This window comes from Rhizobium sp. WSM409, from assembly GCF_057653825.1.
In genome coordinates, this window is record NZ_CM172794.1 from 2666806 (window position 1) to 2692357 (window position 25552).

At 61.7% G+C, this 25552-nt stretch carries 26 protein-coding genes; 13 read left to right on the forward strand and 13 right to left on the reverse strand.

The annotated features are described in order from the left end of the window. Nucleotides 1–69 precede the first annotated feature (69 nt). Nucleotides 70–972 carry a LysR family transcriptional regulator gene (locus tag AC25BC_RS13460; RefSeq protein WP_012758141.1) on the reverse strand — a complete coding sequence of 301 codons (903 nt, stop codon included), beginning with the start codon at nucleotides 970–972 and terminating at the stop codon, nucleotides 70–72. Between the two features lie 193 nt (nucleotides 973–1165). Here AC25BC_RS13460 and AC25BC_RS13465 point away from each other — a divergent pair, with 193 nt between their 5' ends. Together AC25BC_RS13465 and AC25BC_RS13470 are read left to right on the forward strand one after the other, a co-directional pair. After that, nucleotides 1166–1891, forward strand: coding sequence for an SDR family NAD(P)-dependent oxidoreductase (locus tag AC25BC_RS13465; RefSeq protein WP_012758142.1), 726 nt, complete (start codon nucleotides 1166–1168; stop codon nucleotides 1889–1891). Then, entirely contained in the window at nucleotides 1885–2373 is a 489-nt protein-coding gene (locus AC25BC_RS13470; protein WP_012758143.1) for a RidA family protein, read from the forward strand. Before AC25BC_RS13465 ends, AC25BC_RS13470 begins: the two co-directional genes overlap by 7 nt. A gap of 215 nt (nucleotides 2374–2588) precedes the next feature. On the opposite strand, the gene AC25BC_RS13475 is transcribed toward AC25BC_RS13470, so the two are convergent. Continuing rightward, nucleotides 2589–3128, reverse strand: a complete 540-nt coding sequence (locus AC25BC_RS13475) for a Pycsar system effector family protein (protein ID WP_012758144.1) — start codon at nucleotides 3126–3128, stop codon at nucleotides 2589–2591. A 128-nt stretch (nucleotides 3129–3256) separates the two neighbouring features. On the opposite strand from AC25BC_RS13475, the gene AC25BC_RS13480 reads away from it, so the two are divergent. Further along, nucleotides 3257–6970, forward strand: a complete 3714-nt coding sequence (locus AC25BC_RS13480) for a FecR domain-containing protein (RefSeq protein WP_012758145.1) — start codon at nucleotides 3257–3259, stop codon at nucleotides 6968–6970. Continuing rightward, on the forward strand, nucleotides 6970–8940 hold the full coding sequence (locus AC25BC_RS13485; RefSeq protein WP_012758146.1) for a CHASE2 domain-containing protein: 1971 nt from the start codon (nucleotides 6970–6972) through the stop codon (nucleotides 8938–8940). Before AC25BC_RS13480 ends, AC25BC_RS13485 begins: the two co-directional genes overlap by 1 nt. Nucleotides 8941–8996: 56 nt before the next feature. Here AC25BC_RS13485 and AC25BC_RS13490 read toward each other — a convergent pair whose 3' ends face one another. Beyond that, nucleotides 8997–9887 carry a LysR family transcriptional regulator gene (locus tag AC25BC_RS13490; RefSeq protein WP_012758147.1) on the reverse strand — a complete coding sequence of 297 codons (891 nt, stop codon included), beginning with the start codon at nucleotides 9885–9887 and terminating at the stop codon, nucleotides 8997–8999. 172 nt (nucleotides 9888–10059) lie between these two features. Here AC25BC_RS13490 and AC25BC_RS13495 point away from each other — a divergent pair, with 172 nt between their 5' ends. Further along, nucleotides 10060–10953: a DMT family transporter gene (locus AC25BC_RS13495; RefSeq protein WP_012758148.1), complete on the forward strand. Its 894-nt coding sequence runs from the start codon at nucleotides 10060–10062 to the stop codon at nucleotides 10951–10953. Between the two features lie 49 nt (nucleotides 10954–11002). On the opposite strand, the gene AC25BC_RS13500 is transcribed toward AC25BC_RS13495, so the two are convergent. Beyond that, nucleotides 11003–11755 (reverse strand): nucleotidyltransferase domain-containing protein, encoded by a 753-nt coding sequence (locus tag AC25BC_RS13500; RefSeq protein ID WP_012758149.1) that lies wholly within the window; start codon nucleotides 11753–11755, stop codon nucleotides 11003–11005. A 283-nt stretch (nucleotides 11756–12038) separates the two neighbouring features. Between AC25BC_RS13500 and AC25BC_RS13505 the strand changes: the two genes are divergently transcribed. After that, on the forward strand, nucleotides 12039–12734 hold the full coding sequence (locus tag AC25BC_RS13505) for a fumarylacetoacetate hydrolase family protein (protein ID WP_012758150.1): 696 nt from the start codon (nucleotides 12039–12041) through the stop codon (nucleotides 12732–12734). A 10-nt stretch (nucleotides 12735–12744) separates the two neighbouring features. Next, entirely contained in the window at nucleotides 12745–13275 is a 531-nt protein-coding gene (locus AC25BC_RS13510) for a gamma carbonic anhydrase family protein (protein ID WP_128440342.1), read from the forward strand. A gap of 54 nt (nucleotides 13276–13329) precedes the next feature. Here the strand turns inward: AC25BC_RS13510 and AC25BC_RS13515 are convergent, their stop codons facing one another. Further along, nucleotides 13330–14277: an IS110 family RNA-guided transposase gene (locus AC25BC_RS13515; protein WP_012755866.1), complete on the reverse strand. Its 948-nt coding sequence runs from the start codon at nucleotides 14275–14277 to the stop codon at nucleotides 13330–13332. A 429-nt stretch (nucleotides 14278–14706) separates the two neighbouring features. Between AC25BC_RS13515 and AC25BC_RS13520 the strand changes: the two genes are divergently transcribed. Further along, nucleotides 14707–15654 (forward strand): IS110 family RNA-guided transposase, encoded by a 948-nt coding sequence (locus AC25BC_RS13520; protein ID WP_012755866.1) that lies wholly within the window; start codon nucleotides 14707–14709, stop codon nucleotides 15652–15654. A gap of 74 nt (nucleotides 15655–15728) precedes the next feature. Here the strand turns inward: AC25BC_RS13520 and AC25BC_RS13525 are convergent, their stop codons facing one another. After that, on the reverse strand, nucleotides 15729–16436 hold the full coding sequence (locus AC25BC_RS13525; RefSeq protein WP_012758152.1) for a methyltransferase family protein: 708 nt from the start codon (nucleotides 16434–16436) through the stop codon (nucleotides 15729–15731). An 89-nt stretch (nucleotides 16437–16525) separates the two neighbouring features. Next, entirely contained in the window at nucleotides 16526–16927 is a 402-nt protein-coding gene (locus tag AC25BC_RS13530) for a hypothetical protein (RefSeq protein WP_003560747.1), read from the reverse strand. A gap of 328 nt (nucleotides 16928–17255) precedes the next feature. Between AC25BC_RS13530 and AC25BC_RS13535 the strand changes: the two genes are divergently transcribed. Further along, nucleotides 17256–17627, forward strand: a complete 372-nt coding sequence (locus AC25BC_RS13535; protein ID WP_012758153.1) for a hypothetical protein — start codon at nucleotides 17256–17258, stop codon at nucleotides 17625–17627. Nucleotides 17628–17723: 96 nt separating this feature from the next. Here AC25BC_RS13535 and AC25BC_RS13540 read toward each other — a convergent pair whose 3' ends face one another. The 3 genes from AC25BC_RS13540 to AC25BC_RS13550 all read right to left on the reverse strand — a co-directional run bounded on the left by AC25BC_RS13540 (nucleotide 17724) and on the right by AC25BC_RS13550 (nucleotide 19203). Beyond that, entirely contained in the window at nucleotides 17724–18116 is a 393-nt protein-coding gene (locus tag AC25BC_RS13540) for a DUF5071 domain-containing protein (protein WP_245459789.1), read from the reverse strand. A gap of 5 nt (nucleotides 18117–18121) precedes the next feature. Further along, nucleotides 18122–18538 carry an ester cyclase gene (locus tag AC25BC_RS13545; protein WP_012758154.1) on the reverse strand — a complete coding sequence of 139 codons (417 nt, stop codon included), beginning with the start codon at nucleotides 18536–18538 and terminating at the stop codon, nucleotides 18122–18124. An 89-nt stretch (nucleotides 18539–18627) separates the two neighbouring features. Then, the gene (locus AC25BC_RS13550; protein ID WP_012758155.1) at nucleotides 18628–19203 is read right to left on the reverse strand and encodes a transglutaminase-like cysteine peptidase; all 576 of its coding nucleotides are present in this window, start codon (nucleotides 19201–19203) and stop codon (nucleotides 18628–18630) included. 192 nt (nucleotides 19204–19395) lie between these two features. Between AC25BC_RS13550 and AC25BC_RS13555 the strand changes: the two genes are divergently transcribed. After that, complete coding sequence (locus AC25BC_RS13555) at nucleotides 19396–20475, forward strand: hypothetical protein (RefSeq protein ID WP_128438124.1); 1080 nt, start codon at nucleotides 19396–19398, stop codon at nucleotides 20473–20475. A gap of 157 nt (nucleotides 20476–20632) precedes the next feature. Here AC25BC_RS13555 and AC25BC_RS13560 read toward each other — a convergent pair whose 3' ends face one another. From AC25BC_RS13560 to AC25BC_RS13570, 3 genes are read right to left on the reverse strand one after another with little or no spacing between them, the layout of a single operon-like run. Beyond that, entirely contained in the window at nucleotides 20633–21031 is a 399-nt protein-coding gene (locus AC25BC_RS13560) for a Fur family transcriptional regulator (protein WP_011652680.1), read from the reverse strand. Continuing rightward, the gene (znuB, locus tag AC25BC_RS13565; protein WP_012758157.1) at nucleotides 21028–21843 is read right to left on the reverse strand and encodes a zinc ABC transporter permease subunit ZnuB; all 816 of its coding nucleotides are present in this window, start codon (nucleotides 21841–21843) and stop codon (nucleotides 21028–21030) included. The genes AC25BC_RS13560 and znuB overlap by 4 nt, the downstream gene beginning before the upstream one ends. Continuing rightward, nucleotides 21836–22750, reverse strand: coding sequence for an ATP-binding cassette domain-containing protein (locus AC25BC_RS13570; protein ID WP_012758158.1), 915 nt, complete (start codon nucleotides 22748–22750; stop codon nucleotides 21836–21838). Before AC25BC_RS13570 ends, znuB begins: the two co-directional genes overlap by 8 nt. Before the next feature lie 102 nt (nucleotides 22751–22852). On the opposite strand from AC25BC_RS13570, the gene AC25BC_RS13575 reads away from it, so the two are divergent. The 3 genes from AC25BC_RS13575 to AC25BC_RS13585 all read left to right on the forward strand — a co-directional run bounded on the left by AC25BC_RS13575 (nucleotide 22853) and on the right by AC25BC_RS13585 (nucleotide 25412). Further along, entirely contained in the window at nucleotides 22853–23887 is a 1035-nt protein-coding gene (locus AC25BC_RS13575; protein WP_128438125.1) for a zinc ABC transporter substrate-binding protein, read from the forward strand. A gap of 146 nt (nucleotides 23888–24033) precedes the next feature. Next, nucleotides 24034–25239 (forward strand): zinc metallochaperone GTPase ZigA, encoded by a 1206-nt coding sequence (zigA, locus tag AC25BC_RS13580; protein WP_012758160.1) that lies wholly within the window; start codon nucleotides 24034–24036, stop codon nucleotides 25237–25239. After that, complete coding sequence (locus tag AC25BC_RS13585; protein WP_012758161.1) at nucleotides 25236–25412, forward strand: hypothetical protein; 177 nt, start codon at nucleotides 25236–25238, stop codon at nucleotides 25410–25412. The genes zigA and AC25BC_RS13585 overlap by 4 nt, the downstream gene beginning before the upstream one ends. Nucleotides 25413–25552 lie beyond the last annotated feature (140 nt).

The following is a 25552-nucleotide window of genomic DNA, read 5'->3' on the forward strand; positions in this document are numbered from 1 at the left end:
CAGCTTGGCGGACGCTGGACGCTCGCCCGCGCGTGCAGCTTCAATTTTCAGTGATGGAATCGAAAGCCCTCAATGCAAGGGAAGCCACAAGGGGGTCTTCCATGCCTTCAGCGCCTCGAGAAAGACCTGCAATCGGGAGGGCAGGAAGCGGCGTGTGGGATAGACGGCGTGCACGAAAATTTCCTCGGACGACCAGTCCGGCAACAGGCGGATGAGTTCGCCTTTTCTGATCTGCTCCTCGCAATAGGTCGAAGGCAGCAGGCCGATGCCGTGCCCGCGATAGGTGAAGGCGCTTACCGCGTCGAAATCCCGGCTCGATATCGGCCCCGACACATGCAGGCGAACCGATTTGCGACCGCTCACCAGATGCCATTCCGCCTCGCCGTTGCGGCCATTCAAGAGCACGCACTGATGGTCCTTCAGCTCTTCGGGCTTCAAGGGAAGCACCCTGCCCTTCAGATAGTCCGGTGCGGCGACCAGATAACGCACGCTCTTGCCGAGCCGCTGCGCGACGATGGTTGAATCCTTGAGGTCGCCGAAGCGGATGGCGAGATCGATGTTCTCCGCGATCAGATCGAGGAACAGGTTGGTGACGAAGAGGTCAACCTGGATCTTCGGATAGGTCTTCTGGAAAGCCGAGACGAATTCGTAGAAGACCTCCTGTCCGAAGATGACTGGCACGGAGATCTTCAGCAGACCTTCCGGTTTTCTCTGTGTCTCGGTGAGCGCGTGCTCGGCGTCGAGAAGATGGGCGAGCGGTTCGCTGCACCTGTCGTAATAGGCCCGGCCTTGCGCGGTCAGGCTCAGTTTGCGGGTCGTGCGCTGTATAAGCGTCACGCCGAGCTGCTCCTCCAGCGACGTCACCTTCCGGCTGACGGTCGATACCGGCATGCCGAGGGAATGGGCAGCACGGCTGAAGCTACCGTACTGCGCCACTTTCACGAAAACCGCGATGTCGTTCAGATCAGCCATGTTCTGATTTTTGCATGGATGCAAAAGAGAATCCAGATATTTCCATCTAATCGAGTAATGGAGTTTTCGCCATATTCACCTTGCGAAAACAAGACAACCCGATGGAGGCGCGTTCGCAGCAGCCCCATCTCGAGCGACCCCGCCTTTGCAACCGCAAGGCCCGCGTTGCCCGAACCAGATTATGGAGATCAGCATGACTACGAGAAAAACAGTCATCGTGACGGGCGCCTCCCAGGGTATCGGAGCGGGCCTCGTCAACGCTTTCATCCAGCGCGGCTACAATGTCGTTGCTACCTCGCGCCAGGTCAGCGCCTCGGAGGCTTTCCAAGCCTCGGACAGACTGGCGCTTGTCGATGGCGACATCGGCGATGCCGAAACCGCAGCGCGGGTGGCAAGGACAGCAATCGACCGGTTCGGCTCGATCGACGCACTCGTCAACAATGCCGGCATTTTTCTAGCCAAGCCGTTCGTCGAGTTCACCATGGCCGACTTCCAGAAATTGTCCTCGACCAATCTCGAGGGCTTCATCCATCTGACCCAACTGGTCGTCGGACAGATGCTCGCGCAGAAAACGGGCGGTAGCGTCGTCAGCATCACTACGCCATTGACCGATCATCCGATCGCCGGCTTCTCTGCTTCAGTCTCGATGATGACAAAGGGCGGCATCAACGCCATCTCCAAGAACCTGGCGATGGAATATGCGAACGAGGGAATTCGCTTCAACATTGTCGCTCCTGGCGTGGTGGACACGCCGCTGCACAAGGACAATCCGAAGGATTTTCTGAAGACGCTGTCGCCGATGGCAGGCATATCAAACGTCGAGGAGATCGTCGACGCAGTCGTCTTCCTCACCGAAGCGCCGCGCGTAACCGGGGAGGTGCTGCACGTCGACGGCGGCGCACATCTGGGCAGATGGTAGACCATGCGAAAGCGCAGGCAGCCGGCGCGGAACGACGGCTGCAGGAACTCGGCATCACACTTCCCCCGCCGCCGACGCCCTTTGGGGCCTATGTCGAAGCGATAAGGACCGGCAACCTGGTCTTCTTCAGCGGGATGCTGCCGGTCGTCGGCCACGAGCCGCGGTATATAGGCCGCGTCGGCGGCGCGCTGACGGCCGAAGACGGCCGGCAGGCGGCTGAAACGGCAACGCTGAGCGCGCTCGCAGCCGCCAGGGACTATCTCGGCTCGCTGGACAGGGTCGTCAGGGTCGTCAAGCTCGGCATCTATATCGCGACCGAAGGCGATTTCCGCGACCATCCGAAGGTCGCGGACGGCGCATCCGAAATGCTGCTTGCGGTCTTCGGCGAGGAGAAGCTCTCCGGCCGCGTCGTGCTCGGCGTCGCTAGCCTGCCTTTAGGTGTGCCGATCGAACTTGAACTTGTCCTTGAGGTCGAGGGCTGAATGGGGGCGGTACCGGCGCGGCATCGTCCGAGGTCCCTTATCCTGAGGCGCGTAGCCCGCAGGGCGAAGCCTCGAAGGACGCTCCGGCACTGCTCCTTGCATCTACCGACCGCCGGCGCACCCGCCTCGTCCTTCGAGGCCCCTGCGGGGCGCCTCAGGATGAGGCTCTCGTGAGCGCGGCCGCGGCCGACCGATAAGCTCAAAGCATCACACCCTCACACCGCCACCAACAGCAGCACATAGGCGATCACGCTCACCATCAGCCCGCGGAACGCGAAGGTGACGCAGCGGTATTTGCTGCGGGCGATAGCAGAGAGGATGTTGGCGTTTTCGAGATATTGGTCGAAGAGGTAGCGCTCGTCGCGCCGCAGTGCCGCCTCGAAGAACAGGTCGCGATGGTTCTGCCAGGCGCCCCAGAACAGCGAGGTAGATGTGTCCAAACGGCGCGGCAGCACGACGAGGATCGCCGATAGGATGGAAAAGACCGAGGCGGCGGCAAGCAGGCCCGAGAAGAGCATGCTCCCTGGTGTCCCGGTCGCGTAACGCGCCAGGCTGAAGACCGCCCTCACCTCGCTGGAACTCACCAGGAAGGCCAGCATAAAAGTAAAGATATAGGCGGCTTTCTGGTCTGAGATCTTGATCTGATCGTAGAATATGTCGTTGATTTTCTTGATATGGTCAAAATACCCGACACCAATGTCACCTGTCGACGGTTCGCTTGGCATAAGTTCAGTTGCACTCTCGAATTCGCTCACATGAATACTCCACCCAACAAGTGTTTCCCTGATATTACACTTCACAGAGAATTCAAGAACACGTGTGCAATGTGCTTGACTTTTCTTTTCTACATGGACAAAGGGGAAGCGGGAGTTGGGGTTGGGTCATGCTGGGTCGCTGGAAAAACATCTGTCGCGCCGGGGTGGCGCTTGCGCTTGCCGTGCCGGGCTTTTCGCCGGCCGCGGCTGACCCGGTGCAGCGTGCAACACCGGTGGCCGGTTCCGTCATCGCCCGCAAGACCGGCGAAGAAGTCCGCTTCATCGACGTGTCGAACTGGCGTGTCGTCGACATCAATCAGGATCTGCTGACCGGCGACGTGCTGCGCACCAACGCCAACGGCCAGCTCGCCATCGTCTTTTCCGATCACACCCAGGTTCGCCTCGGCCGCAATTCCTCGTTGCAGGTCAAGAAGATGGCCGCGAGCGGCGACACGACGCTGGAGCTGCAATCGGGAACGATCTGGGCGCGCGCCGAGCGCGGCGGCCAGGGCCTGACGGTGGAAACGCCGGCCGCCGCGGCCGCAATCCGCGGCACCGACTGGACGATGACGGTCGAGGGCAACAAGACTTCGATGATTGTGCTCGAGGGCCGCGTCGCGCTCAGCAACCCGCAGGGCAGCGTCGAGGTGAACGAGGGCGAAGGGGCTGTGGCGACCATCGGCCAGGCGCCGAGCAAGATCATCAGCGTCAATCCTGACGACCGAGAACAGATGCTCTTCTATCTTGACCTGCGCGACGGCTTCGACCTGATGCCGACTTCGCCGCTACGGGCCGACCGCATGGCGACCGAACGCCGCCGCCTGTTGGCGCTGCCGCCGGAACGCCGCACGACCGAAGACTGGCTGGCACTTGCCGAAGTTCAGAGCGCCTTCGACGGACGCCGGGCTGCAGCGGCAACGCTGACGAATATCCGCGACCGCAAACTGACGGCAGCCCAGCAGGCGCGCGTCGACCTGATCGACGCCACCATCGCCGGCTCGGAAAAGCGTTATGGCGATGCCGCCAAGCTCTTCCAGAAGGCCCTGCCGCATCTCGACCCGATACGCCGCAACATGGCGCAATATGGCGGCTATTTCGCCCGCTCGCTGGCCGAGCCTGCCCATGCCGAACAGCCGCCCGCGAATACCACCGGCCCCTATGGCGCGATCATGCAGGCCTATACGACAGGCTTCCTAAAAAACCCACACGCAGCGCTCGAGATCATAAAGAAAGCGGAGCAACGCTATCCCGATGATCCGACCCTGCCGGCGGTCCGCGCCCAGTTGGCGGAGCTCACCGACGACCGTGAGCAGATGAAGGAAGCGATAGAACGCTCGCTGTCGCTCGACCCTGACCATCCGATGGCGCTCTCCGCCCGCGCGAGTTACAAGGCGGTCTATCAGAGCGACGTCAACGGCGCGCTTGCCGATCTGAACCGCGCCATCGAACTTGCCCCCGGCGGTTCAGGCACGCTGAATTCGCTCGGCCTGCTGCAGAGTTCGCGCGATGCTAATGGCGAAGCGGAAAAAGCCTTCAAGGAGGCGATCGAGCTCGATCCGCAGGACCCCTTGCTGCGCGCGAATCTCGCAATCCTCTATCTCGATCAGGGGCGCATGAAGGAAGCCAAGCACGAGATCGACACGGCAATTGCGCTCGATCCATCCTTCGATATCGCCCTGCTCGCCCGCGGCCGATACTACCTGCAAACTGGCGAGCGCGATAAGGCGCTGCAAGATTTGCTCGCCGCCAGCACCGCCAACCCGGCGCATTCGCAATCACAGCTGATGCTCGCCGCCGCCCATTACGAAAAAGGCGACCGCATTCCTTCCCAGCAGGCGCTCGACAATGCCGACCGGCTCGACAAGAACGACCCGGTTATCTCGGCCTTCCGCACCGCCGTCGATATCGACGATTACGACGCCGACGGCGCGATCCGCAACGCGCAGGAATTCCTGCGCCGCTCGCGCGCCCGCGGCGGCGATTACAGCTCGCTCGGCGCCAATGCGAGTGCTGGTTCTACGCTCAACAACGCCTTCCGCCTGCAGGGCCTAGATGCCTGGGGCCGCTATTACGGCGATGCCGTCTTCGATCCCTTCAGCGGCACCGGTTATATCGATCAAACGATCAAGGGTAGCATCTTTCCTTTCGTCAACGCGACCAGCTTCAGCGACGACAATATCATCCAAAACCGCGGCAACGCGTCGAGCTACTCATCCTTCATCCAGGGCCTGTTGCTTTCGCCGCACATGCTTTCCGGCCGCTCGCGCTCGGCAACGCTGTTCGATGTCCCCTTCATCGAAGGCTCGCTCGGCGGCGGCATCAACAGCGTCGACGGCCACACGAGACGCATCGGCGAGGCCGATATCCAAGGTTATTCGAACGCGACGATCCCAATCAGCTTCTATGGCAACCTGACCTGGGAAGAGCTGGCGCTCGACCGCGACTACCAGGATTTCGGCGGTGTCCAGACGGATAACAAGCTGCTAAGCGCCAACGGTTATCTGACGGCAACGGTCACACCTGATGATCGCGTGGTAGCCTTCGTCAACCACGGCAAGAATGATGGAGCGCTGAGCGCCTTGTCGTCAAACACCGGGTTCATGGAACTCGTGTTCCGTGTCCCTATCCCTCTGCCTCTCTACACGACAGAGGAGACTGTACGAGAAAGCACATATGCCGGCATCGGCTGGAGCCACACTTTTGCGTATGAAAACGTGTTGAATGGAGCGCTGCTTTATTCAGGAAGCAAATCGAATACCAGCAGCGTGCTTGATGTCGACCTGGACCCAGTGTTTATCGGCAGAGGGGTTCCCTTCATCATTCCCTTTGCCAGCGTCACTCAGGAAAGCGAATCCCAAACCTATATCGGCGCTTTGAGCCATTCCATAGGTGCCGGGCCTTTGACATTTCGCTACGGCATCGAAGGCGGCTGGATGGATGCCAGCAGCACCGTCGATACGACGCTTCTGGGCTTGACGGCGCCCCTCGATCACAATGAGAACACCATCGATATCGGCCGCGGCTATGTCGATGTGCTACATGAGATCACGCCGGATCTTAAGGGCGAATACGCCTTGTTTGCCACGCGCCTGGAGGGCGACGGCATCGATATCACCCGGCTGGAGCCGCGCTTCGGCCTCGCCTGGGCGCCGGTTCCAAACCACTGGCTGCGTGCTGCCTTCATGCGTCAGAGCTTTGATATTGGGATTCCGACCCTTGCCCCCATCGGCGTTCTCGGGCTGCAAGCCAACCAGTTTTCCACCAATCCGCGAGGTTACACGGATACGGTCGCCCTGCAGTGGGATGCCGAATGGACCGACCGCTTCTTCACCTCGGTCGAGTACCAGCACCAGGAGCTGCATGATTTCTCGATCGATTTTCCGCTGATCTCGCTTCCCTCGGATAGCAGCCTGCCGATCTCGCGCGGCAGCATCGATCGGGCTGCCGTCACAGCAAACGTCGTGCTCGGCCATGGTTTCGGCCTTTCGGCTACCTATGCCTACATGGATTCGGAAAACCGGGATCCACTTGAGCCGATCTATGGCGGCCCTCTTCCCTTCATACCGCAGAATTCAGGGCAGATTGCGCTGACCTGGGTCAACGAAGCCAAGGTCAAGGCGACGGTCGCCGCCAACTATATCGGCGAGCGCGACGGCGATCGGTTCGGCACCAAGCTCGACGATTACTGGAGCCTCGACGCCCACCTGATCTGGGAACCGTTCGACAAGCGCATCGAGCTGGAGGCGGCCGCCTATAACCTGCTCGACGAGGACTTCGAGATCACCCCCGGTGTGCCCGGCTGGGGCCGCGCCTTCAAGGGCACGCTCAAAGTCCGCTTCTGATGCGGCTGCGGGACAAACCTCGGCAGGCCAGTCACACCAGGGGCCGCCATCTCAGGCTGCTCGTGCTGTCGCTGACGACGCTGATCGCCATCTCGCTGCTGTCGCGCCTGCCCGCCTGGTCACTGCTCGAGCTCAGAAGCTTCGACTATCTCTCGACCGTCGACGATCCCCGTCCGCCACCCGGCGGACCCGTCATCGTCGCGATCGACGAACCCTCGCTTGCCGATATCAACGCGCAATGGCCCTGGCCGCGCAGTCTTCATGCCCAGCTCGTCACCCAGTTGCGCGCCGCCGGCGCCCGCGTCATCGGCTTCGACATCATCCTGGCCGAACCCTCGACGCCGGAGAACGACAACGCGATCACTAACGCCGTCGGCCCGGATGTCGTCCTTGCCGGCGACGAGACGTTGATCGAGACGCCGCAGGCCTCGCAACTGATCCGTGCGACACCGCTGCCGCAGTTGACCGAGGCAGGTGCCGTGACTGGCATCGCCTCCGTCGAACTCAGTGGCGACGGCACCTTCCGGCGTATTCCGGGCTATGAGGACGGCTTTGCCGCCATGCTGGCCAAGGTCGCCGGCGTGGCCCCCGAGACTCTGCCCGCCGGCCGGCTCATCCAGTCCTTCGGCCCCGCCCGCAGCTATCCCACCGTCTCCTACTACCAGGCGCTCGACCCGAAGAAGCTGCTGCCGCCGGATTATTTCAAGGACCGTGTCGTGCTGGTCGGCCTCAGCCTGCAGAATGCGCCGGCGATCGACAAAGGTGGCGTCGATGCCTTTGCGACGCCCTACACGGTTCATACCGGCAAGCTCGTCTCCGGCGTCGAGATCCAGGCGACGATCTACGACAATATCCGCAGCGGCCTGTCGATCGCGGAAGCCCGGCTGCCGACGGTCGCTGCCTGCATCCTGATATCGGTGCTGCTGGCCGCCACCACCGTCTGGCGCTCGACGGGATGGCTGACGATCGTAACGAGCGCGGCGGCGCTGCTCGCCTTCGCCGCCGTCAGTGCCGCCGGTATGCGGCTAACCCATATCTTCGTCTCGCCGCTTGGGCCGACGGTCGCCTATATCTCTGTCGTCTTCGGCCAGGCCGCCTTCGATTTTGCCGAGGAGCGCCGCAACAAGCGCCAAATCACCCGCGCCTTTGCCCAATATATCTCGCCCGATCTAGTCAGGCGCCTGTCGAGCGATCCCTCGCAGCTGAAGCTCGGCGGCGAGCGGCGCACCCTCTCGGTGCTTTTCTCAGACGTACGCGGCTTCACCACCATCGCCGAGACGCTGAAGGACGACCCCGAGCAGCTGACCGGCCTGATCAACCGGCTGCTGACGCCGCTTTCCGACGTGGTGATGGACCATGGCGGGACGATCGACAAATATATGGGCGATTGCATCATGGCCTTCTGGAACGCGCCGCTCGACGATCCCGATCATGCCCTGCACGCCGTCAAAGCCTCGCTTGCCATGCAGGCGGCGATATCGAGCCTTAACCGCGAGCTCGAGCAAGAGGCGGCGATGCGGGGCGGCAGGCCGCATGTGTTGAAGATGGGCGTCGGCATCAACACCGGCGAATGCATCGTCGGCAATATGGGCTCGACCCGCCGCTTCGACTATTCCTGCCTCGGCGACAGCGTCAACCTCGCCTCCCGCCTCGAAGGCGCCTCGAAGAATTATGGCGTGGCCCTGCTACTCGGCGAGGAGACCGCAAGGCTGGTCGCCAGCATCTACACCGTCGTCGAGCTCGACCGCATCATCGTCAAGGGCCGCACCGCGCCCTCGCCTGTCTATACCGTCGTGCACAAGGCCGAAGCCGAAGCCCTCGCCGCCCATCGGGCTTTTCTCGAGGCGAAATACACCGGCACGCTTGCGCCATCCGACCCCGCTTTCGACAGGCTGGCCGCCGATATCCCAGGGCTTTCCGGCTACTACGCGATCATGCGGGATGCGTTGGCCGGATCCGGTGAGGAATGACCATCACTTTCGGGGGGCGAATGCCACCGGCAGCTCTGCGTCCTAAGGGCGGCAAATCAGCTCGCCAAGGTCAGGCCGCCGTAACGACTGACTTCATTTTCGATTTCTGCGACCAGAGTATCGAGCGCAGGATTTCGCGCCTTACGGGCCCGACGCACCACATAGGCCAGGGCGGGAGGCGTGGGCAGCCGGTTGGTAATGATATCCATCGCGGGACGCAGGTGGCGCCCGTTCAGAAGCGCCACACCCAGGCCTGAGGTGACTGCCGAGACGATTCCGGCGGCGCTGGTGCACTCAAACACCGTCTCGAAAAGGGTGTCGTCATCTTGGCCGATATCGAGTGCCCATTGGCGATAGAAGCATTCGTCGTCGAAAGACAGGAATGGAATCGGACCACTCGGTGGCAGAGCCAGGTCGGAATGTTTCACCCAGTAGAGCTGCTCCCGGAAAAGCACGATATCGGTCGGGCGAACCTCATGGGCAAAGATCTGCACGATCGCAGCGTCGATCTCTCCTTGCTCCAGCATCGCCCGTAGAACCAAACTCATCCTGACCTTGGTGCGCACGGCGACATCAGGATGGAGGCGGCGAAACCGGCCCAATATGCGGGCGAGATCGGTACACGTGGTGTCCTCGGTCAGCCCGAGGGCGATGCGTCCTGCGAGCGGCGTTTTCGTCAGGCTGAGAAGCGCTTCGTCATGAAGACCGAGAATGCGTTCGGCGTAAACCAGCAAATCCTCGCCGGCGGCTGTGAACACAGGCGCTCCCGGCTTGCGGCTGAGAAGATCACAATCGAGGCTGACTTCAAGCCGCTTGATCTTGTGGCTGACGGCCGATTGCGACAGACCCAGCGCCTCGGCAGCGCGAGTGATGCCGCCATGACGGCGAACGGACCAAAGGACCCGTAGCGCGTCTATTTCCAATCGTCGGCTGTTGAGTTCGGTCAAGGCAGGCACTCTCCGCTGACTATGCTGCAAAGCCTATGCATGGAGGTGGTGACGTTGGCAAGCCACCATCGAAAAATCAATCATCCTGTCATGTCGTCATCGAAATTTGTCATGTGCGAGGTCGATCCCTTTGGCCTATGGCTGAGCAGAACGAAATCAAAATGAGTATCCCATGACGGATGAAGTTCTCGCTCGGCGTGCGCCAAATCACCGCTTCTTATGGCCCGTTCTGGCGACGCTTCTGGTGATCAGCTGGAGTTCCGGTTTCGTCGGCATCCGTTACGCCAGCGAGGAGGCGAGCGTCATCCTGGTCTTGTTCTGGCGCACCTTTCTGTCGGGACTGACACTGCTGCCCTTCGCGCTGACCATTGGGCCGAGGATGCATCTGCGCATTGTGCTGGGCCAGATGCTGTTCGGCGTGATGTCAGTCTTCCTCTATCTCGGCGGATTCGCTCTCGCCATCGAGCAGCGCGTGCCGACGGGGCTAGTCGCACTGATTTCTGACCTCTTGCCGCTGGCGATTGCGTGCCTGTCGCAACCCCTCCTGGGCGAACGGCTGACGCAGCGACAATGGCTGGGGACGGCAATCGCCGTGGCGGGCGTTCTGCTCGTTTCGCTCGAAAGCCTGAGCTTCGGCGAGGCCCCGCTCTGGGCCTACGGGCTGACGGCCGGCTCGATGCTGGTCTTTGCCCTCGCCTCCGTTCTCTACAGACGGCGGCGCGAGGCGCATATGCCTGTCCATCAGAGCCTTTGCATCCAGACCCTGACCGGCTCGGCCTTGTTTTCGTTCTGCGCCTTCATGCAGGGCAACATGATCCCGCCGATGAGCGTCGATTTCGCCATCGGCATGGCATGGCTCGTGCTGATTGCGACCTTCGCTGCCTATTCGGTCTACTACACCAGCCTTCGACTGTTCCCCGTGGCGCAGGTCAGCGCCGCGATCTACCTCAGCCCGCCTGTCACCATGTTATGGGCCTGGGCTCTATTTTCCGAGCCGCTGACGGCAACGATGTTCATCGGGCTGGCGGTGACACTGGTGGGCGTCTGGATGACCTCGCGAGCGTGAACGCCGCCGGAGCAAGAAAGAAGCCGCAGCTTCCCTTTCTTGACCGCGGTTATTCCAGGCGGCGCGCTTCCAGCGGCGCGTCCTGTCTGAACCCCTCGAAATAACGGCCGCCATGCAGGGCAAGCTCCCGATCGGCCAAAGCCAGAAATCGGGTGCCGTCGCCCGCTGCCGCCGGTCTGAACGCCGCGTCGAATTCCGCTGCCAATTCTGCATCGAGCTTTCGCATCAGGCGCGGCGCCCACTTCCCGCGGCCGGCCCATGCGCCACGCCCGAGCAGGATCAGGTCGGCGAGCTTCTGGTAGAGCAGCGCGGCGATGGCGGCGATCTCTTCGGGTGGGCGGGCGCCGCGCAGGTCATCGGCCAGATCGGTGACCTGGTAGCGCAGCATGTCATAGCTTGGACCGCCGAGAGGCTTGGGTCCTGCCGCCAGCATCTCCGTCGCCTTTGTCTGGATTGCGCGGGCGCGGTCGATATCCGATCCCAGGATTCTGCCTGTCGCAACCATGTTGGCCATGATGGGATAACCGCTGTCGGCATCCTGATGGAGATAATGCGCCAGCGTCTGCGGATCATGGACGAAGGCCTCGACCGGGAAACCGCCTTCAGTGAACGATTCGCGCCATGCTCTTTCGAGGGACGGGAACACGACGACCAGATCGATATCCGAAAAGGCGGTCCCTTCGCCGCGCATGATGGAACCCGCCGCGTAGGCGAAAGCAGCCCCAACATAGCGGCCAACGACACAGCGGTTGGCAGCGGTCAGCGCCCGCTCCGCAAGAATATGCTTCTGGATATCGTCCACGATCTCGTCCTCGAATGCGGGCACGGGCGGGAACAAAAAACCCGCTCGTCTCCGGCGGGTTGGTCTTAGCAGCGATGAACGGATTTCAGTTCACGCGTCTACCACCCACCGCGGCGCGGTGGTCGTAGACGTCATCGAAACTGCAAAAGTCCTGTTCATGGCTAATGTTAACCCGCGACGGTGACAGCGTCAATGCGCCGAAGCCGGACGCCAAGGACGGCTTTCCCGGCGCGATGTTTTGCGTCTAAGATGGGGCAAGACTCGCAAAAAGGAAGAACCCGCCATGCCCCATCCCGCCACCGTCATTCCGCGTCCCGCACCGGTTTTGCTGCCGGTCGAAGGCAGTGACGAGCGCTTTCCGGTGCGCCGTGTCTATTGCGTCGGGCGTAATTATGCCGATCACGCAATCGAGATGGGCCATGATCCCAGCCGCGAGCCGCCCTTCTTCTTCCAGAAGAATGCCGACAACCTGCTGCCGGCGGGCAAGGCCTTTCCCTATCCGTCTCTGTCGAACGACGTGCACTACGAGGTCGAGTGCGTGCTGGCGCTGAAATCAGGCGGCGCAAACATCGAGGCCGCGGACGCGCTCGACTGCGTCTACGGCTATGCCGTCGGCATCGATTTCACCCGCCGCGACCTCCAGGGCGAGGCAAAGAAACTTGGTCGTCCCTGGGAGGTCGGCAAGGCCTTCGAACATTCCGCTCCTATCTCGTCAATCGTTCCGGCCAGCCGCCTCGGCCAACCCGCGGAAGGCAGGATCTGGCTGGAACAGAACGGCAAGCGCGTGCAGGACGGCGATCTCAACCAGATGATCTGGAAGGTGCCGGAGATCATCGCCGAACTGTCGAAGCTCTTCACTCTTGCAGCCGGCGATATCATCATGACCGGCACGCCCGCCGGCGTCGGCGCGGTGGCCAGGGGTGATCGCATCAATTGCGGCATCGACGGCGTCGCCACCCTATCGGTCGAGGTCGTCTGAGGAGAAAGCGATGCCCGTCTACGCACTTGGCGGATCGACGCCGAAACTGCCCGCCGCCGGCCTCTATTGGATCGCACCGGACGCCAATATCATCGGCCAGATCGAGCTCGGCGAGAATGTCGGCATCTGGTTCGGCGCCGTGCTGCGCGGCGACAACGAGAAGATCACCGTCGGCGAAGGCACCAACATCCAGGAAGGCGTGATGGCCCATACCGACATGGGCTTGCCGCTGACGATAGGCAAAGACTGCACCATCGGCCATCACGCCATCCTCCACGGCTGCACCATCGGCGACAACACGCTGATCGGCATGGGTGCGATTATCCTGAACGGTGCGAAGATCGGTGACAACTGCCTCGTCGGCGCCAATGCGCTGGTCACCGAGGGCAAGCAATTCCCCGACAACTCCCTGATCGTCGGAGCACCCGCCCGGCTCGTGCGTGTGCTGGACGAGAAGGCTGTCGAGAGCATCCGCCGCTCGGCGGAAAACTACGTGGCGAATTGGCAGCGGTTTGCGCGGGATCTCCGGCAAATCAGTTGATCGGGCAACGCGACCGGTGGCCAGCCCCGTCCTTCGAGGCCCCTGCGGGGCACCTCAGCAACCGTGTTGTTGGGGCTGGTTCCATGGGGTTCGTCTTTTAAGAATAGTGTTGATCATGATGATGAGCTTTCGCATGGCGGCGACGATGGCGACCTTGGGCGGTTTGCCCGCGTCGCGCAGCCTTTTGTGGAAGGTCTTGATGGCCGGGTTGCAACGGATGGCCGAGAGCGTAGCCATATAGAGGGCGCATCGGACGGTGGCGCGGCCGCCGGCGATATGGCGTTGTCCACGCCATGTGCCGCTGTCGTGAGCGATGGGGGCGACGCCGACGAGGGCTGCGAGCTTCTTGTCGTCGATGGCGCCGAGTTCGGGCAGTTCGGCGATGAGCACGGCGGCACTGACCTCGCCAATGCCCGGCACGGTCAGCAGCAGATTGCGGCGTGCGGCCATGTCGGGCTCGGCCTCGATGGCGAGCGCGATGGCGGCATCGACGCGGGCGAGCTGAGCCCTGAGGGCGGCGAGGGTCTCGCCAATCAGCGCTGCGACGGCCTCAGGCGCATGCTCGAGGCGGTTCTTCTCGGCGACCGCCATGTCGATGAGTTGGCGACGGCGGGTGACAAGCGCAGCAAGCGCGATGCGGCCGTCGTCGATATGGGGGATCTGTGCCGGCCGCATCGCTCTGGCGAAGTGGAGCGTGACGCGGGCGTCGACCTGATCGGTCTTGGCCAAACGACCGCTGGCCCTGGCGAAGTCGCGCACCTGGCGGGGATTGACGACGGCGACGGCAATACCGGCGGCCATAAGCGTTCTGACGATTGCCATCTCGTAACCGCCGGTCGCCTCGACGACGACAAGCTCTGCGCCGGCCACTGCCGCAGTGAGTGCGGCACAGCCTGGCGCATTGTTGTCGAAGCGGACAACGGCGCGTTTGCCCTCAACGGCAACGTCGAGATGGGCCTTCGAGACATCGATACCGACCATGAAAGATTGCTGGATATGCATGACTGCTCCTCCTTGCAACGCGGGCTCGAAGCCCAACCAACCGTTCGAGCGAAGACATGGCGACGGAGATGCTTGCTGAGGTACGAGTTCAAGACCCAAGGATGACACGCATCCCCGCCGCACAGCCCCTTTATACAGCAACGGCAACGTACAAGGATGAGGCTGGAGAGAGGGCACGGGTGAGAGAAGAGCAACAGATGACGGTCGCGAATTCATCAGCCTGCAGACACATCCATAGCCTTCCAACGACACGGCACACCGATCAGCCCTCATCCTTGTACGTTGCCGTTGCTGTATAAAGGGGCTGTGCGGCGGGGATGCGTGTCATCCTTGGGTCTTGAACTCGTACCTCAGCAAGCATCTCCGTCGCCATGTCTTCGCTCGAACGGTTGGTTGGGCTTCGAGCCCGCGTTGCAAGGAGGAGCAGTCATGCATATCCAGCAATCTTTCATGGTCGGTATCGATGTCTCGAAGGCCCATCTCGACGTTGCCGTTGAGGGCAAACGCGCCGTTGTCCGCTTCGACAACAATGCGCCAGGCTGTGCCGCACTCACTGCGGCAGTGGCCGGCGCAGAGCTTGTCGTCGTCGAGGCGACCGGCGGTTACGAGATGGCAATCGTCAGAACGCTTATGGCCGCCGGTATTGCCGTCGCCGTCGTCAATCCCCGCCAGGTGCGCGACTTCGCCAGGGCCAGCGGTCGTTTGGCCAAGACCGATCAGGTCGACGCCCGCGTCACGCTCCACTTCGCCAGAGCGATGCGGCCGGCACAGATCCCCCATATCGACGACGGCCGCATCGCGCTTGCTGCGCTTGTCACCCGCCGTCGCCAACTCATCGACATGGCGGTCGCCGAGAAGAACCGCCTCGAGCATGCGCCTGAGGCCGTCGCAGCGCTGATTGGCGAGACCCTCGCCGCCCTCAGGGCTCAGCTCGCCCGCGTCGATGCCGCCATCGCGCTCGCCATCGAGGCCGAGCCCGACATGGCCGCACGCCGCAATCTGCTGCTGACCGTGCCGGGCATTGGCGAGGTCAGTGCCGCCGTGCTCATCGCCGAACTGCCCGAACTCGGCGCCATCGACGACAAGAAGCTCGCAGCCCTCGTCGGCGTCGCCCCCATCGCTCACGACAGCGGCACATGGCGTGGACAACGCCATATCGCCGGCGGCCGCGCCACCGTCCGATGCGCCCTCTATATGGCTACGCTCTCGGCCATCCGTTGCAACCCGGCCATCAAGACCTTCCACAAAAGGCTGCGCGACGCGGGCAAACCGCCCAAGGTCGCCATCGTCGCCGCCATGCGAAAGCTCATCATCATGATCAACACTATTCTTAAAAGACGAACCCCATGGAACCAGCCCCAACAACACGGTTGCTGAGGTGCGCAGGCCAAGGGCCGGAGCCTCGAAGGACCGGGGCGGGTGATTAGGCCCCTCTCCGCCCGCCAAAGCGCTCACCACACGCCCGGAATCCAACGCCACCGCATGCGCGCCATATACTCCTCGTACCCCTCGAGCCCCTTGCGCAATTCTGCCTCCTCCCCCAGCGTCCGGCCGAAGAGGACGATGATGAGCAGGCCGGCGGGAACCAGCGCGTAGAGCGATCCAAGCGACAGCGCCATGCCGACGCTGAGCACGAGGGCGGTTGCGTATCCGGGATGGCGGATGGCGGCGTAGGGTCCGGTGTCGATCACCTTGTGGTCACGGTCGGTCTGAATGCGCACAGTCGGCTCGAAATGCCGGTTGACCGATTGCGCCCAGGTCAGGCCGAGATAACCTGATGTCATCAGGAGATAGCCGATGAGGACGACCCAATCGGGCTGCGGCGCCCAGTGGAACCGTCCGTCGTCGAATGCACCGACCGGAAAAATGGCGGCAAAGAGAATGATCGTCAGCGTCGCCACCACGGCGTCCCAGGGTTTGGTACCCTTCTGGTATCGGCTGCGCGCCGCAAACAGCTCCGGATTCGTCCGCCGGATCCAGATGAGCGCGACACGTGTCAGCACAAGGTACAGGCCGAGAAAAATCCACCCGCGCGGCCAGTCGAGCGTGCCCGCCGGCCAGAACAGCGCGGCAAACATGACGGCAATGGTGATGGCGAGCGATCCGAAAGATGGCGCCGCGGCGAATGAGTGACCGGGCCGAGTGTCCCGCTGCGTCATGATCGCTCTCCATACCATGACAGCGCCGCGCGTCCTTTTGGACGCGCAGAAGGACGCTGAACATGGCGGATTTCGTTGAAAAAATCACGTTACTCGGCGGCTTCGAGAAACAGGCTGTTTCGTGAAGATGAGGCAAGTGCCTGAACCCTGGCTTCCGCCTTGGCGATCAGTTGATAGAATTCGTCCTGCGCTTCGACGTCCAATTGAATGACGGCATTGACGTCGTCGGGCGTATCGCAAACGCAGGCGACCGCAGAAATGGGACAGATACCGCCGGGATAGCGTCTGCCGGTGCCCGTATAGGCGCGACGTCCCCAACGCTCGGAATAAACCGTCTCTTCCCGCTCAAGCTGCAGAATCGTTCCCTTGCAGGCGGTCACGATAGCCGCCTTGCCGTAGGCGAACCAGTGATAGTTCAGCCTCCGGAGTATATATTTGCCGGTGATATCTTCGCCAGCCAGTTCGGCAGGGTTTTCAATCATTCTAATCATGACGGCTTCCTCAACGTTTAAACAATATCCGTCATGTCTTCGCGCGCAGCAAGTCAAAAAACGCTGCTTTTGGAGACACTTAGTCACAAAGTGTTTCCGATTCTTACATTAACCACGCGCCGATCACCCCTTGTGCACACAATTCTTCGTCGAATTTCCCGCTACCTGCTACCGATTTCGTCATTCCGAGGTGGCAGTCACGTTGATGTCCCCTTGTGTTTTTCGGCGCGGGCTCGATATGTCTCCCTGATTGGTCCGAAGAACGCACCGTTTTTCATCCCAAGAAGCGGCCGACTGCTTCGCTAGTTGGTCACCGCAGGAGAGTTTCATGGTCGACGCGATCAACCCCATCTCCGCCACCGCCGCGCCCGAACCCGCCAAGGTCGGCACCAGCACCTCGATCGACTCCGAACCAGACAACGCCTGGGTCGCCGCCCGCCAGTCGCAGATCACCGCCGATCAGTTGGCAGCAAAGAGGGCCGTGGAGAAGGAAGCCGCAGCCGATCTCATTCCGCACGCGGATCTGATCGTCGACGACGAGGAGCATCCGCAAAAGCGGCACCGGCATGCGGCATCGGAAGAAGGGGAAGAGGCCGGCGAACAGGCGGAACAGCCGGCCTTGTCAGGCGAAAGCGATCGGATCGGCACCCGCAATTTCGACGACGACACGCCCTTCGGCGAGCGCGTCGCTATCATCTGATCAAAAGCGCACCAAAATCGCGCCTCCACATCACATTGATGGCATTCATCTTCAACTTGGCCCCGAGCAGACGATCAGCAACAGCGCTGCCGGAAGCTATGAATGCAAGCGCTGAAGCGCTTCACGTGCCAACTCGTCGACCCCTTCCAACTGGTCCGCCTTGCTCGGTTGATCCGCCAGCTTCCGGAGGTCGCCCTCAAGCGCTTCAACAACCTCCATCGACAGCTTTTCGACGATCAGTTGAAAGCAGAAATATTTTTGAGGGGAGTCATCTCCTCGGAGAACGCGCGACACCGGGTCAACAATTGGCATTCCGAGTGAGACGAGAAAACGAGCCAGAGGTGGAGCAATAGGCCAGTTGCCGTCCGCGGTCCACGCCAGCAAGTCATCCAGGATCGGAGCGATCGCAGGATAACCAGCGCTCTCGATACCAGAAAGAGCGGCAACGTCGTGCTTGTCACGAGGGACGAGGCTCCTTGCATCGAACACGCCAATCACTCCATCTTGTTGGGCCTCTCCCCACCCCGAAGCTGGGCTTCGATTGCCACTTTGTCGATGGCCGACCAGACCTCGACGATCTTGCCGCCGCGAAATTCGTAGATGACGTTCTCGGTGAAGGAAAGGCGCCTGCCGTTCACATCGAGGCCGAGGAATTTTGCCTTCGGCCTGCAATCGAAGCCGAGCCGGCAGGCGATGTATGGCGGATCGCAAAGAAGCATCAGCACCTTGAAATAGAGATCGGGAATCTCATCGAAGTCCCGCTCGAGCATGGCGACGTAACCCGACAGCCCGAGGCGCCGACCGTTATGAACTGCATCGTCGCCGACGAACTGCCCGAGATTGGGCCAGTCCTGCCTGTTCAGGCAGGCGATGTAGCCGCGGTATATCTTCGCGAGTTCGGTTTTCGTCACGCGATCGTCTCTGGCTTGGATTCTCAGGCAAAGATAGCGCCGGCATCTGCACTTGCCAGCGGCGAGCGCGCCGCCTCGAGACTTTCAGTTCAAGAGAACTCGCCTGCACGGGGACCAGCAAGCGTCACGCGCCAGCCCGTTCGCGATTGGAAATCCTGAGTGGCCAGAAACGTATAGCCCGTGGTGCGCCAGAGCCTGACGGCGCTGGTCAGATTGTCGAGCACATAATCGCCGCCGTCCGTCCGGGCAATGAGAACGACATGGTTTTGATCGTGCGGTCCAATCACCACGGAAAGCGCCAACCTGTTCGATGGAAAACCAGCTTCGATCAGGTCCTTCATCTTCTGGAGAGCGTAGTCCTCACAGTCCCCACGGCCGGCAACCGGCAGAGACCAAACATCCTTATTTCGGGAAGACGGGCGATCTTCCGCGGGAATGATACGTCCATTTACGGCACGATTGACCTTTTGAAGTAGCGCTGTTCCTGCCTGATCATTCAGCTGTTGCGCCGCCATCCTGCCGCACAGCCACTTGTACTTGGCGCAGGCTGCGGCGAATCCCACGGGTGCGCCGATGCTTCGCGTCACAGGAAGCGAGGATCCCGCAACCGCTTGAAAATGCAGAAGAATGAATAAAAAGGCAGCGAGCGAAAAGAGGCGCTTCATAGCCGATTCCTTTTATTTGTTGCGAAACAATAACATAGGCACAATAAAAATTTAGTAAAATTTTATACTTGCGAATTTAACTGTATTAGATGAATTAGACAGATTAACCATCATCTATTCTTCGTGTTAATTTATTGTTAGTGTAAGAGTTCTCCCCATTAACATTCGGTTAACCTTGGGAGATGGATTGAAATGATCAGCAGAGCAGCGAAATTCAGCATCGCCGTTGCTTCCCTTCTGGCAAGCAGCAGCTTGGCAACGGCAGCGCCGGCAGTCGTTAATTGCAAGGCCGCAGTTCGCGGAACACTCGAATACAGGCTGTGCATGCCGACCAGAGCAATTCAGTCCGATAGCAGGTTCAATCCGAACGATAACGATCGCGGCAGCCAGAACATTGGCGGCGGCAAGAAGACATCCAGCACCGGCTCCGTCGCCAGCAATGGGAATAATGGCGATGATGGTAATGGCGACGGCGACGGCAGCGGCGACGGCAATGGCGACGGCAATGGCGACGGCAGCGGCAGCGGCGACAATGGCGGAAAGGACGATCACGGCGGCAAGGGCCATGGTCATCACGGCGGCAAGGACGGGAAAGATCACGGGCACGGCAAGGACGGTCCGGGCCACGGTGGAAAAGACCATCACGGCGGCAAGGACCGCGATCATCACGACCACGACAAGGGCGGAGAAGATCACGATCACGGCAAAGGTGGCAAAGACGGCCCAGGCAAAGGCGGCAATGACGGCAATGACGGCCCAGGCAAGGGTGGTAACGACGGTCACGGCAAGGGCGGCAAAGACGGCCCCGGCAAGGGCGGCAACGACGGCCCAGGCAAGGGCGGCAACGACGGTCCGGGCAAGGGCGGCAATGACGGTCCCGGCAAGGGCGGCAATGACGGTCCCGGCAAGGGCGGCAATGACGGTCCGGGCAAGGGCGGCAATGACGGTCCGGGCAAGGGCGGCAATGACGGCCCAGGCAAGGGCGGCAATGACGGTCCCGGCAAGGGCGGCAATGACGGTCCCGGCAAGGGCGGCAATGACGGTCCCGGCAAGGGCGGCAACGACGGTCCCGGCAAGGGCGGCAATGACGGTCCCGGCAAGGGCGGCAATGACGGTCCCGGCAAGGGCGGCAATGACGGTCCCGGCAAGGGCGGCAACGACGGTCCCGGCAAGGGCGGCAATGACGGCCCCGGCAAGGGCGGCAACGACGGTCCCGGCAAGGGCGGCAATGACGGCCCCGGCAAGGGCGGCTCTGAATCTAAGCCGGACTAACCCGATCGGGGCAAAAGAAAGTGAGAGGCGAGGCCGGGTTACCGGCCTCGCCCTTTTTGATCGCCGCTTTGTGATCGGCGTCTAATAACGTCGGGATCTTACGGGTTCTGCCATCGCAATAGCCCGCGAGGCGATCGTCTAGCGAAGGCGAGGAAGCTTATGCCGCACAGGCCTCGCACAACCCACGGATCTCGATCGTCGTCTTTTCGGGCTTGAACTTCTGCCCGCGCACCCATTCCATAAGTCGGTGATCGACCTCGTGGTCGTGGAACTCCGTCACCTGGCCACAGCTTTCGCAAATGGCGAAGGCGACGATGCCGTGGCTGTGGCAATCGTCGCCCGGATGGGCGCAGGCGACGAACGAGTTGATGCTTTCGAGCCGGTGCACCACGCCATATTCGAGCAGCTTCTCCAGCGCCCGGTAGACCTGCAGCGGCGCGCGAAAACCGTGGTCGCGCAGCTTATCGAGGATGGTGTAGGCGCTGAGCGGCCCTTCGGCCTTTTCGAGCACGTCGAAGACCAGCGACTGGTTCTTGGTCAATTGCGGTGTCGTCATGAGCCTTGTCCTTGCATGACCGCGCGGTGGCGCCTGACCGGAAGCAGGCTGAGAATGAAGAGGATCAGCGCCGCGACCACGATCGAGGGGCCCGAGGGCGTGTCGTAGGTGAGCGAGCCGAACAGCCCGCCGACGACGGCGACCGCTCCAATCAGCGAAGCGAGCACTGCCATGATTTCCGGTGTCGGCGAGAAGCGCCGCGCCGCAGCCGCCGGAATGATCAGCAGCGAGGTGATCAGCATGATGCCGACGATCTTCATGGCAATGGCAATGACGACGGCCATCAGCAGCATGAAGAACAGCCGCGCCCGCTCCGGCCTCAGCCCCTCGGCCTCGGCGAGCTCGGCATTGACGGTCGCAGCCAGGAGCGGCCGCCAGAGCCAGGCCATTGCCACGAGCACGAACAGCCCGCCACCCCAGATTAGCGCGATGTCGGTCGTGGAAACGGCAAGGATATCGCCGAACAGGAAGGCGATGAGATCGATCCTCACCCAGCTCATGAAGGCGACCATGACGAGGCCGATCGCCAGTGTGGCATGTGAGAGGATGCCAAGCAGCGCATCGGCTGACAGCGCTTGGCGCTTCTGCAGGAAGAGCAGCAGCACCGACACGAGCGCGGCAACGGCAAAGACAGCCAGCGTCAGGTTGAGTTCGAAGAGCAGCGACAGTGCGACGCCGAGCAGCGCCGAATGGGCGATCGTATCGCCAAAATAGGCCATGCGCCGCCAGATGATGAAGCAGCCGAGCGGCCCTGTCGTCAGCGCCAGACCAACGCCGGCAAGAATGGCGCGCACGAAGAAGTCGTCAAGCATGGCGGTCCTCCGTGGCATGGGTATGCGGATGGTCATGTTCGTGGCGGTGCCCATCATGACCATCGTCGTGCTCATGACTGTGGTCATGCGCGTGATGCCCGTCATCGGGATGGCAATGGTCGGTCACCGTGCCGTCGGCATGTTGCACGCGTCCATCAGGCAGATGCGTATGATCATGGTGATGGCTATAGACGGCAAGCGTCTGCGCCGCCCGGCTGCCGAACAACTGCACATATTCCGGGCTGCGGCTGACCGACTCGGGCGTACCGCGGCAGCAGACATGGCCGTTGAGGCAGATGACCGTGTCGGTCTCCGCCATGACGACGTGGAGATCGTGCGAAATCAGCAGGATGCCGCAGCCCGTCGCATTGCGGATCGATTTGATCAGATCGTAGAGGGCGATCTCACCGGAGAAATCGACCCCCTGCACCGGCTCGTCGAGCACCAGCAGATCGGGCTTGCGCGCTATCGCCCGGGCCATCAGCGCCCGCTGGAACTCGCCGCCGGAGAGATGCTGGACCTCGGCATCGAGCATATGGGCGATACCGGCGGATTCGAGCGCCGAGAGCATATCGCGCTCGGGCAGCGGTCCGGTCAGCGTCATCAGCCGGCGCACCGAAAGCGGCAGCGTCCAGTCGATCGTGAGCTTTTGCGGAACATAGCCGACCTTGAGGCCGGCCTTGCGCTCCACCCTGCCCTGATCAGGCTTCAACACACCGATCGCCGCCTTGGCGCTGGTCGACTTGCCCGAGCCGTTCGGCCCGATCAGCGTGACGATTTCGCCGCGCGAAACGGAAAAGTCAACGCCGCGCACCAGCCAGCGGCCATTGCGCAGAACGCCGACATTTTCAAGCGAAACCAGCGGTTCGGCCCTGATACCAGCGGGGGTCTTTGCGGGAGAGAGCATCAAATTTTCCGAAAGTGCTGTTGCGTCCTGCTATTGCACACGTTATAGCATAACGCAATTGATGTAATAACATAACAATTGCAATTCAAGGGAAGCATATTGATGAAACGCGCCTTGGGGCCTGCCCTTAAAATCTTGGCCCTCCGAATGCCGGCCTTCACAATCCCGGCCCTGGCGATCCCCGCCCTACTCTTTGCCGGCACCATGCGGGCAGCCGATGCGCCTGTCGTCGTCACCTCGATCAAACCGATCCATTCGCTGGTTTCGGCGATCATGCAGGGTGTCGGCGAACCCGAATTGATCGTCGATGGCGCGGCCTCCCCGCATACCTACAATCTGAAGCCATCGAATGCCCGCGCCCTGCAGGAGGCCAAGGTGATCTTCTGGGTCGGCCCCGGCCTCGAGGCCTTTCTCGAAAAGCCGCTGCAGGCGCTGGGTCGGAATGCCAGCATCGCCGAACTCGACAATGCCCCCGGCCTCGTCAAGCTGCCTTTCCGCGAAGGCGGCGCCTTCGAGCCGCATGACGACGGCGACGAGCACGACAGCGCTTCCGGTCATGAGCACGATAAGGCCGAAGCCACGCACGGCGCCGAAGCCGACCACGACCACGACCACGGTGCCTTCGACACACATCTCTGGCTCGACCCGATGAATGCCAAGGCCATGGCGACCATGATCACCACGACACTGGTTGCCGCCGATCCCGCCAATGCACTGACCTATCAGGGCAATGCCAAGGCGCTGGACGACAGGCTGGATGCACTCGATACCGAGATCAAGGGCATGGTCGCTCCCGTCAAGGGCAAGCCCTTCATCGTCTTCCATGATGCCTACCAGTATTTCGAGCACCGCTACGGCATCCGCGTCGCCGGCTCGATCACCGTCAGCCCGGAAACCATTCCCGGCGCCGAGCGTGTTTCGGAAATCCACCGCAAGGTCGGCGAACTCGGCGCCACCTGCGTCTTTGCCGAACCGCAGTTCGAGCCGCGCCTCGTCAATGTCGTCATCGAAGGCACGCGCGCCAAGTCAGGCGTGCTCGATCCCGAAGCGGCAACACTGAAGGCCGGTCCCGATCTCTACTTCAACCTCATGCGCGGCATCGCCAACAGCATGAAGGACTGCCTCTCCAGCGCATGACTCTCATGCGCCGCTCCGCGCGTCCTGCCGGACACGCGACGCCCCAGGGAGAGCTGAGGCGGAAAAAGGCGGACAACCCCGTTCCGCCTTTTTTCGGACCATCAAATGTAATGATATAACATAAATAAGACTCTGATGAGGTTCCCATGGACAACAGACTTCCTGTCACGGTGCTTTCAGGCTTCCTCGGCGCAGGCAAGACGACGCTGCTCAACCACGTACTGACCAATCGCGAAGGTTTACGCGTCGCGGTTATCGTCAACGACATGAGCGAGGTGAATATCGATGCCGCCCTGGTGCGCGATGGCGGCGCCAATCTCTCCCGCACCGAGGAACAGCTCGTCGAGATGACCAATGGCTGCATCTGCTGCACGCTGCGCGACGACCTCTTGAAGGAAGTGCGCCAGCTCGCCGATCAGGGCCGCTTCGATTACCTCCTGATCGAATCGACCGGCATCGCCGAGCCCCTGCCCGTCGCCACCACCTTCGAATTCCGAGACGAGAACGGCCAAAGCCTCTCGGATGTGGCAAGGCTGGATACGATGGTGACCGTCGTCGACGCCGCACATCTGCTTGCCGATTATGCCTCGGCCGATTTCCTCGCCGACCGGGGAGAAACGGCCGGCGACGGCGACAACAGAACCATCGTCGACCTGCTGGTCGAGCAGATCGAATTCGCCGATGTCGTGGTGCTGAACAAGATCGGCACGGCAGCCGAGGAAGAGCGCGACGCCGCCCGCAAGATCGTCACCGGCCTCAACCCGGATGCACGGCTGATCGAGGTGGATTTCGGCAAGGTCGCCCTGAAAGACGTGCTCGGCACCGGCCGCTTCGATATCGACAAGGCCGAGACCCATCCACTCTGGTATAAGGAACTGCACGGCTTCCGCGACCACCTGCCGGAGACCGAAGAATACGGCATCCGCTCCTTCGTCTACCGCGAAAAACGCCCCTTTCATCCGGCTAAGCTGCAGGACTTCCTCGACAGGACATGGCCAGGCGTGGTGCGCGCCAAAGGCTTCTTCTGGCTGGCGACGCGCCCGCACCATGTCGGCGAGATCAGCCAGGCGGGCGCGATCGTGCGCACCGGCAAGATGGGTCTCTGGTGGGCGGCAGTGCCACGCGAACAATGGCCTGAGGAACCGGCCTTCATGCGCGCCATCGGCCCCTATCTCGACCCCGTCTGGGGCGACCGCCGCCAGGAAATCGTCTTCATCGGCGCCGATCCGATGGACGAAGCCTGGATCAGGAAGGAACTCGACGCCTGTCTGGTCGACGCCACTGTGTTTACACCGGAACGCTGGCGCAACCTGTCCGACCCCTTCGCCAGCTGGAACAGGCAGGCGGCATGACAGCGAAGGCAATCAAACGCTATCTCTGCGTCTGCCAGGAATGCGATCCTTTGCCACCGATCGAAGGGCTGCATCCGCTGACGTATAAACCGGACACAGAGACTGAAGCCCGCAAACCGAAGGGACTTCTCGGCATCATCGCCGGCCGGGTAGCTTTGCGTCGGCAGGACTAAGCGATCACAACCGACGCAGCGAGTCTGGCGCGAACGCCGCCTCACCCTCCTTCATTCCTGTACTTGTCACAGGAATCTAGTGTGCCCAAGTCTTTGAGCACGCGAGACTTCCTTCCGAATGAGAGTCATTCACGGCGCAG